The sequence below is a fragment of the Rhodococcus globerulus NBRC 14531 genome (genome assembly GCF_001894805.1).
GTDB lineage: Bacteria > Actinomycetota > Actinomycetes > Mycobacteriales > Mycobacteriaceae > Rhodococcus_F > Rhodococcus_F globerula.
Window position 1 is genome coordinate 534,625 of the sequence record NZ_BCWX01000001.1, and the last position, 13,601, is coordinate 548,225.

Genomic DNA, 13,601 nt, shown 5'->3' on the forward strand with positions numbered 1-13,601 from the left:
ACCGTGACGGAACGACGCTATCTCGAAGTGACAGTCGGCGCGAACATCATCCTGGTGCTCGACCACCGCACCGTCGAGGTGTTCGACCGGACCGCGGCGAGCACCAGTGAGGTATGCCGTTGGCACGTCGAACATATTGGAGTGAAAGCAAAGCCGACGAAGTCAGGCCTGAAACTGACGATCGGCAACCGGCTTGCCGACGACTCCATTGCCGTCGCCGGAGCGCGTGCTTCGCTGACGGTTCCGCCGGACGAGGAGGCGGCCGTGATCGCGTTCTTCGACGCGGTCAAAGCCGCCCGCTCCTAGCTCAGGCGTCCGCGCTGACCCGGGTGGCCGCATGGGCACCGGCAACACGACCGAACGCGAGGGCGTCGGCGATGTGGAATCCGCCGTCTTTGGCTGCGCTGTACGTGGAACTGACGGTGCCTGCCGCGTAGAGTCCGGAAATCGGATTACCGGCGGTGTCGAGTACACGCGAGTGGCCGTCGCGGCGAGGACCACCGTTGCTCCACCCTAGGAGCGGCGGCCCGGATACGGCGTAGAACGGCGCAGTGACAACGGGAGCCAACGTCGCGGGGTCCCGACCGAATGACTCGTCGACACCGGCAGTGCATGCCTCGTTGTAGCGTCGCACACTCGTTTCCACGACGGCGGGGTCCAGGCCCAGCTTGTCGGCGAGTTCGGCGAGTGTGTCCGCCTTGACGATCCACCCCTTGTCGATCTCGGTTTGGTTGTCTGCGCTCCACTCGTAGCCCTCGTCGAGAACTAGACGCCCGACAGCCAGTACGTCGCGGCCGGGGCTCAGTGGCCCGGCCAACCTCATGGATTCGTCGAACACGATGTTCATCGACCGCACCGGAAAGTGTTGGTAGGAACCTTCTTTGAATACATGGCCGTGGCGCATTTCGGCCGACTCGCAGGTGAATCGGCGTCCCTCCTGGCTGAGGAACACGTAGTTGTGTGCGTTCCACAATGCGAGGTAGTGCCCGGACGGATCGTCTGTGTCGCCGGAGATTCCGGTAATGGTCATCATGTTGTTCATGTGCCACAGGTCGGCGCCAACTGCCTGCGCCATGCGATGGCCGTCGCCGGTTGCCGCCGGTGATCCCCAGATTTTCGGGTTCTCGAGGCGGAGGTAGTCGCGGACCATGGCCGGGTTGGCCTCGAAGCCGCCGGTCGCCAGGATGACACCCCGACGAGCGTACATCTGCGAAGTTGTTCCACCCGAGACGGTTTCGACTCCGATCACTGCTCCGGACTCGTCCGTCAGCAGTGCGGTCGCCTCGGTGTCGAAGAGTGTTGTGATGCCGCGTTCCGCGAGGGCCGAGACGAGGAAGCGGTAGAGCAGTTCGTTGCCCATGGCCCCACCGATGGTGTCCATCCCTGCGTAACAAGAACTTCCGTCGAGCTCGGCGTACTCCGCCGTGGAATGGAACTCGCCGGACATCGACACCGGTGCATCCAGTTCGCGGAGCCAGTCCGAAAGCCCGTGTGTGTTCTCGGCCCACGCGTCGATCACGTCGTCGGCGACGGTGAACGAGCCGTTCAAGGCGCGCAGGAACGTTCGGGCTGCAGCGGGATCCTGGTTGACGAACCATCCACCGCCGGACAATCGGGTGTTACCGCCGGCGTTGTCAGGTCCGCACTTCTCCAGGATCACCACTGATGCGCCGTCAGCGTGTGCTTGCAAAGCTGCAGCCGATCCTGCAGCTCCCGAACCGATGACAATTACGTCGACATTGTTATCCATGTCACAAAGCTATGGCGCCGCAATTGCGTCGTATATGTAGCTTCCCAGTGAGCGAGAGAAGTCCTGTTCAGTACAGGGAGCCGGGAACGGGATAGCTGCGCTCGCTCATTTCGACGGCTCCGGCGTCGGCAAGGTCGTTGATGGTCTGACGCAACGACGAGCACGAACGCTGTGCATACGGATTATCCGACGGGCGCGCAAGTTCCGGGCAGACCTGCTCGGAATCCTCGAGCCACTGCACGCTGGTGTGCGCGTTGCTGTACTTCTCGATGAGTACTCGGTTGCCGCAATTGCGGCAGCTGACCTGCCGCATCAGCGTACGGCCATGTCCGACATCGCCCAGAACGCGCGCGTGCTGGTGATCTTGGCGTTCTCGTCGAAGGTCATCACGTCGATGGGGGAGACCTCGTAGATCTTGTCACCCATCGGTGTCACGACGCGGAAATGGAACGCCGCGCTGGAACCGCTGACACGCAGGGTCAGGAGTTCGATCTCCTGCGTGCGACCTTCGAGGGCACCGAAGAATGCGGCAATCGCCTCGCGGCCGACAACGGGTTCGCTGCCCACGGGATCCTCGAGAGTTCCGTTCTCCGCGTACAGGGCTGCGATGTCTGCGCTCGATCCGCGGGAAACCGCGTCGAGGTACGCGGTGACGGTCGCGGTGATCGCAGCGGTGATATCTGGTTCGACAGTAGTCATCGTCGTAATCCGATCAGTTGTGTCCCGGTGAGGTCGGCGGTGGGCGCCGACCTCACCGGACGTTATCGCTTCTGATCGTCCCTATCGTCGATCTCTCCCACGCAGCGGGACGTCCAGTTCAGACGTCCGTGGCTTGTCGGAGGCTTAGGCGTCGAAGCGACCGAAACCGCCACGGTAGAAGAGCAGCGGACCGTCGTGGCGCAGCACGGTCAGATCCGTGATGCGTGCAACGACGATGGTGTGATCGCCTGCATCGTGCTCGTTTTCGATGGTGGCTTCGATACGGGCCAGGGCGCCGTCGAGGGCAGGCGCGCCGTTGGAGCCTGCTTCCCAGTCGACACCACTGAACTTGTCAGTGCCGCCGCGAGCGAAAGCCGAGCACATGTCCTTCTGATCGTGCGCAAGAACGTTGATGCAGATGGATCCGGCTTCACGCAGTTTCGGCCAACTCGTCGACGTCTTGGCCGGGCAGAACGACAGCAACGGAGGATCGAGAGAAACCGAGACCAAGGACTGGCACGTGAATCCGAGTGGGGATTCACCGTCGTGGGCGGTGATCACCGTGACGCCGGTGCAGAAGTTGCTCATCACGTCGCGCAGTGTGCGCCCGTCCAGCGCCGGCGGTGCGGCATTTTCTACGGACATGTGTCTCTCCTCGATCAAAGCTCTGCAAACAGGGTGTGAGTCCCTACGATGTGGGGCAACGGCGAGGTAATCCAGCGCCAGTCCCACTCAATGGCAGCAAGAACACTTCTGCCCAGGATCCCGCTCCACCCGGTCGACTCAGCACTCCCGGTCAGTAGAAGCGCTGCCCTACGGGTTCGGGATGAACCCGTCGAGTCCGCCGGACGGTGCAATCAGTTCGAGTCCGTCCGGCAGTGTCGGGTTGATCATCGGCGCGAGTGGCGCAACAGCCGTCGACGTCATGACGCCCAAGGTCGAGAAGATTCGTCCGTCCGGAGTGACCGCCAGAATCCCTTCCGTGGTGTCGGTGGCGAAGCCGATGTTGCGCATTCCTTTTCCGGTGGCCGGATCGATGTCGACGATGGCGGACTTCACCGGCACCGAGACGGGGTAACCCTGAATCGGGACGTCGTAGCCGTAGAAGACTTCGATCAGAATTGAGCCGTTCACAACCGTCGGGTTGCCGTTGCCGCGCACGATGGGCGCGCCGTACACGTCGCTGACCGGGAGCGTCGCGTTTGTCAGCTCGCTGAGATCGGCGTCCCAGAGCTTTGCGCCTGCGGCACTGTATGCAGAGAGGACGCCGGGATTGGTGAGTGCGTAGATAGATCCTTGCGCGTCCACGGCTACCGCGGCAGCGGCAGCGCCGGACGGCGCGTTCCAGAGTTCCTTGCCGGATGCAGCGTCGAACGCATAGAGGAGTCCCTCGTCGTCACACGTGTAGACGGTTTTGCCGTCGGGCGAGATAACGGGGCTCGAACCGCTACCTGGCCCCATCTGCGCTGCAAAGGCAATGGAAATCGAGCCGGGGGCACCGTTCTTCGGTGGGGTGATGTCGAGGCCGTAGAGCGCGCCCTTGTCTTGTTCCTTGTCGGTTGCCGCGACGTAGACGCGTCCGGTCACAGAGTCCACTGCGGGAGTGTTTGCGCTCTGGACTATGCCGCCCATGATGATCTGGAAGATGGGATCCTTGATGGCAGGGTCCATCATTCCGCCGGCCCACATGTTCGGTGACATCGGAGTTTTTGTGTGCCGCTTGGCTATTGAGCCGGGAAGCTGGAACACGGGTGCGCGCAGCTCTCCGGTGGCCCGGTCGACCACCATTACCTGACCGAACACGGTGGTGCCGAAAACTGCACCGTCCTTGGTGAAAGCGGCTGTGACAAAGGGATTGATCGCTTGCGATCCGTCGGCAAAGGGGTTGGGGCTGGGCGCTGCCGGTAGGTCGATGACCCAACGCAGGGCGCCGCCACTGGTGTACGACCACAGTTGATCTGCGTCGCTGACAAAGATGTTGCCGTCCGCGTCGATGATGGGGGAGGAGATGATCGCGGCCGAGTCGACGCCGGTCTTGCCGCTCCACGCCGGTGTTTCCCAGACGATGGTGCCGAACTTGTCGAGCACATGGAGGTTGGCGCTGCCCTCGGCCTTGCCTGTGGTGATGGCCAGGTTTCCGTTGGGCAGCATGGTGGGAGCGGTGAGAATCGACGCACCCTGCAGAGCTGTCCACCGGGTGTAACTCTGCGCGGGTTTAACCCCCAGTTGCTGACGACGATTGCCCGAATCGCCGTGCAGGGTAACCCAACCTGTGTCTGCGTAGACAGATGTGTCGGGTTCGAGGCTTCCGTCGATACTTCCGGTGCTGCTTCCGAAACCTGTCGCGAGCACCGTCGTAGCGGCAACGAGTAGGGATCCGAACCTGGCCGGGGTCATCGATTTCAAGGGGCTCATTAATACTCCTTATTAGTAGTAATCGGAAAGGTACACTAAGCGCCATGAGTACGGGAGAGCTCTCGACCAAACAAAAACTTCTCGAAGTCGCGGAAGAACTCTTTGCCACGAAGGGGATTGAGGCGACGCTGGTCGGTGACATCGTTTCGGGTGCGGGCCAACGCAATCCGTCGGCGCTTCGGTATCACTTCGGCTCCCGCGAAGGCATACTCCAGGCGATTCGGGAGAAGTATCTGGTGCAGTTGGAGTCTCGACGAACCGTGATGCTGGCAAACTGGCAAGGCGATGTCACCCCGCGCGAGTGCGTCGAACTGATCGTGGCGCCGCTGGGGGAGATGCTCACCAGCGAAGCGGGCCGCAGATACCTGCGCATTCTCGGCCAGACCATTTATCAGCTCGAACCCGAGCAGATAGATCAGGTACCGCCGAAGTATCCCAGCCTCGTCAGATCCATCGAGTTGCTGCGCGAATCCATCGGCCACCTGCCCGGCCCGCTGGTGGACGAGCGTGTGCGCGGCGCAATTCTGCTTGCCACCGCAATGCTAGCCGTCCGGGCACGTGATCTGACCGGGCGCCGCCGATTGCCGCTCTCGGCGGCGGACTTTCAAGTGAACGTCATCGACATGACGACAGCAGCCTTGACCGCCAATTCGTGAAACTCTCCCGCTAAGCGGGCACCTCGGTTTGTGATGCACCTCACCTGGTTGTTCGATTGTTAGACTCCTGTCCGTGTCCGCAACCGAAGACGTGTCCAGAGGACTTCCCGCAACGAGTTGGGCGGTCCTCGGAACGCTCACGTTCGGTGAGGAGCTGACAGGCAACGATCTCAAGAAATGGGCCGACTGGAGTGTCGGGTTCTTCTACTGGAGTCCGTCCATCAGTCAGGTGTATGCCGAGCTCAAGAAACTCGAGAAAATCGGGTTCGTGGAATCGCGGGTCGTGTCCGAACCGGGAGTGCGGGGTCGGCGCCTGTACGCGATTACCGAATCCGGAACCGAGGCAGTGCGCACCTGGTCGCGCGAAGCTCCTGTGGAGGTTCCCGTACTCAAACACGGTGTCATGCTTCGACTTTGGATGGGGCATCTCAATGACCCGCCACGGCTCAAGGCACTTGTCGGTGCGCATATCGCCAATGTCGAGGAGCAACTACGACGCGCGGAACTTCACGCAGACCACGCAGAAAACGAGCCCGCCTGGGCGTACTCCGTCATGACATTGCGTTGGTCGGTACGCTACTTCCGGGCTGAAATCGACCTTGCGCGTGAACTACTCGACGATATCGACCGGGCGTCGGCAGAATTTGCCAAGGTCGCCGAATATGATCCCCTCGGGTCACCGATCCCGGTGTCGCCTGGCCGATGGAAGGACATCGAAGATCATGTCCTCTCACTCACCCAGGATCAGCGCGATATCTGAGTAACCAGCTGCCCTCGGTCATGACCAACGTGTTGCTCACGCCCTGGCAGCGGTGGGCAGGTTTCGCAGCAGCTGCCGACGCTGCAAAGTCGGTGTGACAGTGTGAGATCCACCGTCGATGGCACGCCAGATCGCAGACGCGGCCATGCGGACGGGTGCTGCACTGATGTGATCGTTACGTAGCGCCTTCGTCGGCCCACAAATCGACACTGCGGCAACTGCCCGTCCGGGCAGTCCGATCGGTGCCGCCAGACAGCTGAAGCCGGCCAACCCACTCCCACTTTCGAAGGCCACACCGGCCTCCCGAATCCGGGCACGCTGGGGATGCGTTGTGGATTGCGACTCGAATGCGAGCAGCGCCTGCCCCAAGGCAGTCGTGGGAGCATGACGCCGTTCCCCGACGCGCGTCGGGACAGCGGCGGCCAGGCGCCCGCCGATCTTCTCGAGATACACCACATCGGAGCCGTCGAGAATGCCGAGGTGAACAACAAATCCAGTGACGCGATACAGCTCGTGCAGCAGTGGCAACGCAGCTGTGTGCAGGCGATCCTGGTGTACGGCGAGAGAGCCCAACTCGACCAGGCGCATACCGAGCTCGTAGTCGCGGCCGTCGCGCCGTAGCCAGCGCATCGAGACCAGCCGCTCGAGTAGGCGGTGGGCGGACGACCGAGGAAGGCCGGTGCGGCGAACAATCTGGGCGAGTGTGAGGCGGCCAGGACCGTCGAAGGTGTCGAGGACGAGTGAGACGCGGTCGAGAACGGCAGTGGGTGTCGAGTCAACCCCCAGGTCAGCGGAATCTAGCTTCACGGTCGCTACTTGGGACTCCAGTGCCATAGTCATCGCGTCCACTACTCCTCTTCGATGAAAATCTGTGAGCTGGCTATTTCAATTAGAAATAGTGTCATATGACTCGCGATTTGTGAAGTGAATCACGTAAACGTCCTGCATCTGGGCGTAGGGGCGTGGCGCGTTCGGGTTTTTGTGGGCGCCATTCCTGTCGACTGGGCGATCCGGCGCGCATGCGTGTCGCTTCGGTTTCAGATGTGCCCGATATGTCTCTTGATTCGAATAAGTGTTCGAGTATCATTGTGGTCAAGGGTGGGGAGGCTCTGATGACCACAGTCAGCGATTTTGTTTCGGTGGGGGATGTTGTAGCTGGCTCCGCTGCGGGTGTGCGTGGCAGGTTGTGGCAATTGCGCCCGGCGGAGGTTCGGGACGTTGCCGTGAGTGCGTCTGCGGAGATTCTTCGGTTGGAAGCGATTCGGGTTGCCGCGGTTGATGAGTTGGCGCTCAATCCTGATGAGCAGGTGCTGTGTTACCGGGGTGTTGGTCGGTGGTTGGCGGCGAACACGATGCTGCAGAATGCGGCCGGTAACAAGATCGCGGCTCTCGGTGCCGCGTTGCGGGTATTCCCGGATGTTGCCGCGCAGTTCGAGGCCGGCGACCTCTCGCTCGATCATGCGGCAATGATCGTCGCGTTCTGTGAATCTCCGCCAAAAGGAATGCCGGACAGGGCGTTACCGTCTTGCATGAAGACCCTTCTCGCTGCCGCATCCGGGGTGGAGGCGACCACCGTCAAACTCCGCTACGCGATTGCGGTTTTGGAGCGGATGTTCGAATCCGACGATGTCCCGCCGGGTGAGGACGATGACCTCAATGTCTTGCGGATTTCGCCGACGCTCAACGGTCGGGTGGCGATCAAGGGTGATTTCGACGCGCTCACTGGTGAAATGTTGTTGTCGGCTCCCTCGGGTTTGTCGATGCCGAAGCCAGCAGCGGAAGGAACCCCGGATCAGCGGTCCGCTGCCAAACGAACCGCCGACGCCTTCACGGAACTGATCCGCCGCTATCTCGACAACGCCATGACCGGTGTCGACGGCGGTCAGCGTCCGCACGTGAATGTGCACATCACCGCGAAAGACCTTGCCGAGCATCGGGAATGCGCCACCATGCGCAGCGATGTCGCAGCGGATTTCGATGAGCCTGATGTCGAAGATCTGGACGTCGGGTACATGCCGTGGATGGGACCACTCAGTGTGAGCCTGACCCGGATGCTCGCCTGTGACTGCATGCTCTCCACAGTGTTGATGGACGGCAACGGCGCACCGCTGGATGCGACCCCGCACAAACGCCTCGTCACACCCGAGCAACGCACGGCGTTGATTGCCCGGGACAAAGGCTGCGCCTTCCCCAACTGTGATGCCGTACCGGCCTGGTGCGATGCCCACCATATAAAACCCTGGTCAACCGGAGGCTTGACGGTGATGGACAACCTCACCCTCCTCTGCCGAAATCACCATCGATTGATCCACAGCACCAGCGGATTCCGCGGCATCTGGGAAATCAAAATGGGCGATGATCACAAACCCTGGTTTATCCCACCAGCTACGATCGACCCGAAACAACGACGCCGACGCTCCACCACCCGCCAAGGCCCAGTCCACCGAGACTGAATTCGGCTCTGCCGGAACTGAATACCGTGTGAGAGCTTCGCATCACCAGTCAAGACGATGCGAAGCCCACACGCATGCCTACGGGGTCCGAACACAGGAAAAGGGCTTGCGCACAAATGTGCGCAAGCCCTTCCCGGTAAAAATTTACATCGCTTAAAATTTACATCGCTGCCAGCGGTTCGCTGCCCGACCAGTCATGGCCCCAGTAACTGTCGGCGGTGATCTCCTCTGCCGAGTAGGAGTCCTGATCCACCTTCGATCCCTCGGTGCCGAACTCGATGTCCCAGCCGCCGGGTGCCCGGACGTAGAACGAGACCATCTTGTCGTTGGTGTGTCGACCCAGGGTCGAGGACACCGAGAATCCGTCCTTCACCACCCGGTCGAGTGCCTGGCCGACGGCGTCGAGTGTGTCGACCTCGACCATGATGTGAATCAGGCCGGGCGCGCCGCCGTGCGGGGCAGGGCACAGCGCCAAGCTGTGGTGGCGTTCGTTGACCCCGAGGAAGCGGATGCGCAGGGGGCCGAACTCCGGCGGCGCGGGCAGGCGGAATGCGCCACGCGGATAGAAGCCGAGAACATCGGTGTAGAAATCGAAGCTCGCAGCACTGTCCATGACCGGGAGAACAACGTGGCCAAGGCCCTGTGAGCCGGTGACAAATCGAGAGCCGAACGGCGTGACGACCGGGCTGTGATCGAGGATCGCGCCGTGGAAGATTTCCACAGTTGCGCCGCCGGGATCGGTGAAGGTGATGACCTCTTCGACTCGGCGTGCGTCGGCCTCGGCCAGGGGAAGTTGGTCGACCGCGGTGCCGAACTTCTCCAGCGCGGCCTGAACGCGTCGTAGCGCGTTGCGATCGGCCACCTCCCAGCCGATGCTGACGATCTCGTCGCGCTCGCCCTCGACGATGACGATGCGGGCGGCGCGCTCGTCGAGACGCAGGTACAGCGCGTTCTCGTCCGGTCCGCTGCCCTTGGCGAAGCCAAGAACGTCGAATGCAAAAGTGCGCCAACGGTCCATGTCGTTGGTGGAGATCTTGACGTAGCCAAGTCCCTTGATGTCGGTGTGCGTCATCGTGTGTTGTTCCTTATGTCAGATCATCGCCCGCAGCGGGCCCTGCGGATCGGCGCCGAGGCGGCTGAGGGAGGCAGCGTGGAATACGGTGCCGGGGACGTGGATTGCGTGATGCTGGCCGGCATGGGCGTCGCGCCAGAAGCGCTGCAGTGGCTTGTCCATGCGAAGGGCGTTGCCGCCGCACCGCGGGTAGACCTGGTCGATGGCATTGATGGCACGCCATGCAGCCTGAACCTGTGTCTGTCGACCTTCGGCGCGCTGCTCGAACGTCACTTCCTTGCCTGCGTCGACGCGATCCCACATGCGATCGACATTGGCCAGCAAGGTGTCTCGCGCCGCGCGAATATCGGCCGTTGCCTGGCCGATGGCGAAGAGCGTGTACGGATCATCCTTGATCGCGGTGCCCTGGGCATTGATGCGATCAGCCTGGTATTCGTTGGCGTGGAACAGCATTCCCTCGCAAATGCCGATGGTCGCGGCTGTGATCCCGAGTGGGAACATGTTCGACCAGGGCATCAGGTACAGCGTCTCGGTGCGTCCGTACTTGCGTACAGCGGTACCGTCGATGACCTCGTCGCAATCCATGACGCGGTAATCGGGAACGTACGCGTCCTTGACCACAAGATCTTTCGACCCCGTGCCGCGCAAACCCATGACGTCCCACGAGTCTTCGATGATCTCGTAGTCGGTGCGCGGAATGATCACGTGCAGCATGCGGGGCGGCATTTCCATGTTGCCGTCCTTGTCGCAGGCCATAGCGCCGAGGAACGCCCAATCACAATGGTCCGTACCGGAGGAAAACTGCCAGCGGCCGGAGAACTTGTACCCACCGTCGGTGGGAATACACATGCCGCCGGGCATATAGGGAGAGGCCATCCAGGTATCAGGATCGGAACCCCAGATTTCCTGCTGAACCTTCGGATCGGCAAACGCCAACTGCCACGGGTGAACTCCGACAATCCCGTGGACCCAACCAGCCGACGGATTCAGTGACGCCATCCGCATTACAGTTTCCGCGAACTCGCGCGGATGCGCCTCCATGCCGCCGTATTCCTTGGGCTGCAACATCCGGATCGACCCGGCGGCCTTCATCTTCTTGGCGGTATCGTCTGCCAACCGTCCGATTTTCTCGGCCTCGATACCTTCTTGGAAGATGTCGTCGGCCATCAAGTTGATCTGTTCGAGCACTTCGTAACTCATGGTCACCCTATGTTGTGTTGTGTCGTGTGGTCTCGGTCAGCACGGGCTCTGATCAGGACGTGGTCTGAGGTGCCTGGGCTTCCCGGGCTGCGACGTTCTCGGCAACTTCCTGCTTCCAGCTCGCCACCGCGCGGGTGGTGTCGATCTCGAACTCGAAGCGCTTGGTCATGTCTTCGGTGACGTCCTCGACATCGGTGTAGAACTGGTTGTACCAACGCCGCAACTGATATACCGGGCCGTCTTCTTCGGAGAGAAGTGGATTGTCGATGGGAGCCTTGTTCTTCCAGATCTCCACGTCCTGAAGGAATCCCGTCTCGACGCCCTCGGTGAACTGCGCGGCCATGGCCGCAGTGTCCTCGTCGCTCATTCCGGGAAGCTTCTTCACCATGGCGCCGTACTGCAGCACGAAGGCGTTGTTCGAGATCGGGTAGTGGCAGTTGATCAGAACGGTCTCGATGATCTGACCGTTGGCCTCGCTCTTGAGCCAGTCGATCATGTACGACGGACCGAAATACGACGCGTCCGAACGAAGAACAGCGTTGGGATCGCCGTAGTTCGTGCCGCTGATGACATCCTCACGTCCCACCGACTCCATGTACTGGCTCGCGACATGACCTTCGAAGATGTTCTTGAAATACCGGGGGAAGGAGTAATGGATGTAGAAGAAGTGCGCCATGTCCACGACGTTGTCCACGATCTCGCGGCAATGCGAGCCTTCGATGGTGAGCGTGTTCCAGCTCCAGTCGCTCCACTCGCTGCTTCCGAACCCCTCGATCTCGGGGATGGTGACTTCTGCGGGCGGGGGATTGCCCTGGGGATCGTTCCAGACGAACAGCTGGCCGTTGCGCTCGAGTGTCGTCCATGCACGGGTCTTGGCCAGCGGCGGAACGCGTCGTGCGTACGGAATATCCGTACATTTTCCGTTACCGCCCCAACGCCAGTCGTGGAACGGGCACGCGATCGAATCGCCCTTGACCGTGCCCTGCGCCAGGTTGCCGCCCATGTGACGGCAGTAGGCGTCGAGGATCTTGATGTCGCCCTTACTGTCGGCGAAAACAACCAGGCTGGTGCCGAAGATTTCGATCTGGTGTGGCGTTCCGTCGCGATACGTCTTGCTGAGTCCGAGGCAATGCCACCCCCGAGCAAATCGCGCCGGGGGAGCCGCCGCCTCGATTTCGCGAATTTCCTCGTCTGCCGTTGTGGGTGAGTCCGTGCTGAGCGACATGTCTTCCTCCGAGCCGCGTCCGACGACGCTGTCAGTGATGTGATCCACCCCATAGAACCGTTGGCGTGGTTGCCTCGGATACGGGCATTCCCGCTGGATGGAACACTTACTCTCGGGACCGGAAACTCGCCCCGCGTCGCATGATGTGGGAGCGATCGAGTTCGGCGATGTCACGTACGCCCATGAGCGTCAGAGTCCGAGCGATCTCCTCGCGGAAAATCTCGAGAACGTGCGCGACGCCGTCCTCACCGCCAACCGCCAATCCATAGACGTACGGTCGGCCGATTCCGACCGCGGTCGCGCCGAGTGCAAGTGCCTTCACCACATCGCTGCCACGACGAATGCCGCCGTCCAGGTAGACGGGAACGCCGCCGGATCCGCCCACTCGATCAACTACCGCAGGCAGTGCTTCGATGCTCGAGAGCGCGCTGTCGAGTTGGCGTCCACCGTGATTCGACACGACAATTCCGTCGGCACCCAGTCGGACAGCAGCAGCGGCATCATCCGGATCGAGAATGCCTTTGACGTACATCGGACCGTCCCACAGATCGCGGATCTTCGCCAAGTCGTCCCAGCACAGTTCCGGTCGCAGGAGACTGACCTGCTTCTGCGCCGATCGCACCGCGGCGGCGGCGCCTCGCTCGTCGACCAACATGCGCGACGAGATTCGCTGGTGTTTCAGGAAGTTGTAGGCCCAGCGGGGTTTGCGGGCCGCGTCGAGGACGCGGGACGGCGAGAGAGTGGGCGGAATCCCCATGCCTCGCTTACGCTCCCCCTCCCGGTTTCCGGTCACCGGAACGTCAACCGTCACGAACAACGCGCTGTACCCGGCGTGGTGTGCGCGGTCGATGAATTTCTTCGCCAACGATTCCCCGGTGCGGACGCTGGTCCACGGGTAAAGCTGGAAGAAATGGTTCTCGGAGGTCGCGTCCGCGATCTCCTCCACGGTGTAGCTGGATGCCGTCGAGATAACCGCTCGCGTGCCAACGCGTTCGGCTGCCCGAGCGGCAGCTCGTTCACCGGTCCACTGGATAAGTCCGGTCATTCCGGTGGGAGAGAGGAAAACCGGGAGATCGAGCGCTGTGTTCCCCACTTTGGCGGACAGCCCTTGACCTTCGTTTCCGGTCAAAACCCGTGAGCGAAGCGCCCACTTGTCGAAATCATCGACGTTGGCGCGCAGCGTCAGCTCGTCCTCGGCGCCGCCGTCGACGTACGCCCAGATCATCGCGGGCAGTGCCTTGCGGGCACGTTCGCGGTAGTCAGCGACGGTTATCGGTGACGTACGTGAGGACAGAGTGAATGCAATGGCCGACATGGAGCCACTCAATCACCGGAGAATCGCCCGGTTGCCGCCTGATCCCGCTCGGTGGA

The 13,601-nt window shown here is 61.7% G+C and carries 14 protein-coding genes; 4 read left to right on the plus strand and 10 right to left on the minus strand.

From position 1 onward, the window contains the following. Positions 1-3 precede the first annotated feature (3 nt). On the plus strand, positions 4-306 hold the full coding sequence (locus tag RG2_RS02240; RefSeq protein WP_033235697.1) for a hypothetical protein: 303 nt from the start codon (positions 4-6) through the stop codon (positions 304-306). 1 nt (position 307) lies between these two features. Here RG2_RS02240 and RG2_RS02245 read toward each other — a convergent pair whose 3' ends face one another. The 5 genes from RG2_RS02245 to RG2_RS02265 all read right to left on the minus strand — a co-directional run bounded on the left by RG2_RS02245 (position 308) and on the right by RG2_RS02265 (position 4,864). Then, positions 308-1,750, minus strand: coding sequence for an FAD-dependent oxidoreductase (locus tag RG2_RS02245; RefSeq protein ID WP_033235696.1), 1,443 nt, complete (start codon positions 1,748-1,750; stop codon positions 308-310). A gap of 67 nt (positions 1,751-1,817) precedes the next feature. After that, on the minus strand, positions 1,818-2,063 hold the full coding sequence (locus RG2_RS02250) for a hypothetical protein (RefSeq protein WP_033235695.1): 246 nt from the start codon (positions 2,061-2,063) through the stop codon (positions 1,818-1,820). Then, entirely contained in the window at positions 2,063-2,449 is a 387-nt protein-coding gene (locus RG2_RS02255) for a nuclear transport factor 2 family protein (protein ID WP_033235694.1), read from the minus strand. Before RG2_RS02255 ends, RG2_RS02250 begins: the two co-directional genes overlap by 1 nt. A 144-nt stretch (positions 2,450-2,593) precedes the next feature. Continuing rightward, the gene (locus RG2_RS02260; RefSeq protein ID WP_033235693.1) at positions 2,594-3,094 is read right to left on the minus strand and encodes a flavin reductase family protein; all 501 of its coding nucleotides are present in this window, start codon (positions 3,092-3,094) and stop codon (positions 2,594-2,596) included. Between the two features lie 168 nt (positions 3,095-3,262). Continuing rightward, complete coding sequence (locus tag RG2_RS02265) at positions 3,263-4,864, minus strand: outer membrane protein assembly factor BamB family protein (protein WP_033235692.1); 1,602 nt, start codon at positions 4,862-4,864, stop codon at positions 3,263-3,265. Positions 4,865-4,908: 44 nt separating this feature from the next. Here RG2_RS02265 and RG2_RS02270 point away from each other — a divergent pair, with 44 nt between their 5' ends. Then, positions 4,909-5,520, plus strand: coding sequence for a TetR/AcrR family transcriptional regulator (locus RG2_RS02270; RefSeq protein ID WP_051730628.1), 612 nt, complete (start codon positions 4,909-4,911; stop codon positions 5,518-5,520). 73 nt (positions 5,521-5,593) lie between these two features. Beyond that, a complete protein-coding gene (locus tag RG2_RS02275) occupies positions 5,594-6,280 on the plus strand; it encodes a PadR family transcriptional regulator (RefSeq protein ID WP_033235691.1) in 687 nt (228 codons plus the stop codon). 36 nt (positions 6,281-6,316) lie between these two features. Here the strand turns inward: RG2_RS02275 and RG2_RS02280 are convergent, their stop codons facing one another. Further along, positions 6,317-7,120, minus strand: coding sequence for an IclR family transcriptional regulator (locus RG2_RS02280; RefSeq protein WP_033235829.1), 804 nt, complete (start codon positions 7,118-7,120; stop codon positions 6,317-6,319). A gap of 272 nt (positions 7,121-7,392) precedes the next feature. On the opposite strand from RG2_RS02280, the gene RG2_RS02285 reads away from it, so the two are divergent. Continuing rightward, positions 7,393-8,733, plus strand: a complete 1,341-nt coding sequence (locus RG2_RS02285) for an HNH endonuclease signature motif containing protein (protein ID WP_033235828.1) — start codon at positions 7,393-7,395, stop codon at positions 8,731-8,733. A 160-nt stretch (positions 8,734-8,893) separates the two neighbouring features. On the opposite strand, the gene bphC is transcribed toward RG2_RS02285, so the two are convergent. The 4 genes from bphC to RG2_RS02305 form a co-directional block, all read right to left on the minus strand. Beyond that, positions 8,894-9,805 (minus strand): biphenyl-2,3-diol 1,2-dioxygenase, encoded by a 912-nt coding sequence (bphC, locus tag RG2_RS02290; RefSeq protein ID WP_033235690.1) that lies wholly within the window; start codon positions 9,803-9,805, stop codon positions 8,894-8,896. A gap of 18 nt (positions 9,806-9,823) precedes the next feature. After that, the gene (locus RG2_RS02295; protein WP_033235689.1) at positions 9,824-11,005 is read right to left on the minus strand and encodes an acyl-CoA dehydrogenase family protein; all 1,182 of its coding nucleotides are present in this window, start codon (positions 11,003-11,005) and stop codon (positions 9,824-9,826) included. 52 nt (positions 11,006-11,057) lie between these two features. Further along, complete coding sequence (locus RG2_RS02300) at positions 11,058-12,230, minus strand: 3-ketosteroid-9-alpha-monooxygenase, oxygenase component (RefSeq protein ID WP_033235827.1); 1,173 nt, start codon at positions 12,228-12,230, stop codon at positions 11,058-11,060. 106 nt (positions 12,231-12,336) lie between these two features. Next, positions 12,337-13,545 (minus strand): alpha-hydroxy acid oxidase, encoded by a 1,209-nt coding sequence (locus tag RG2_RS02305; protein WP_033235688.1) that lies wholly within the window; start codon positions 13,543-13,545, stop codon positions 12,337-12,339. Between the last annotated feature and the right edge of the window lie 56 nt (positions 13,546-13,601).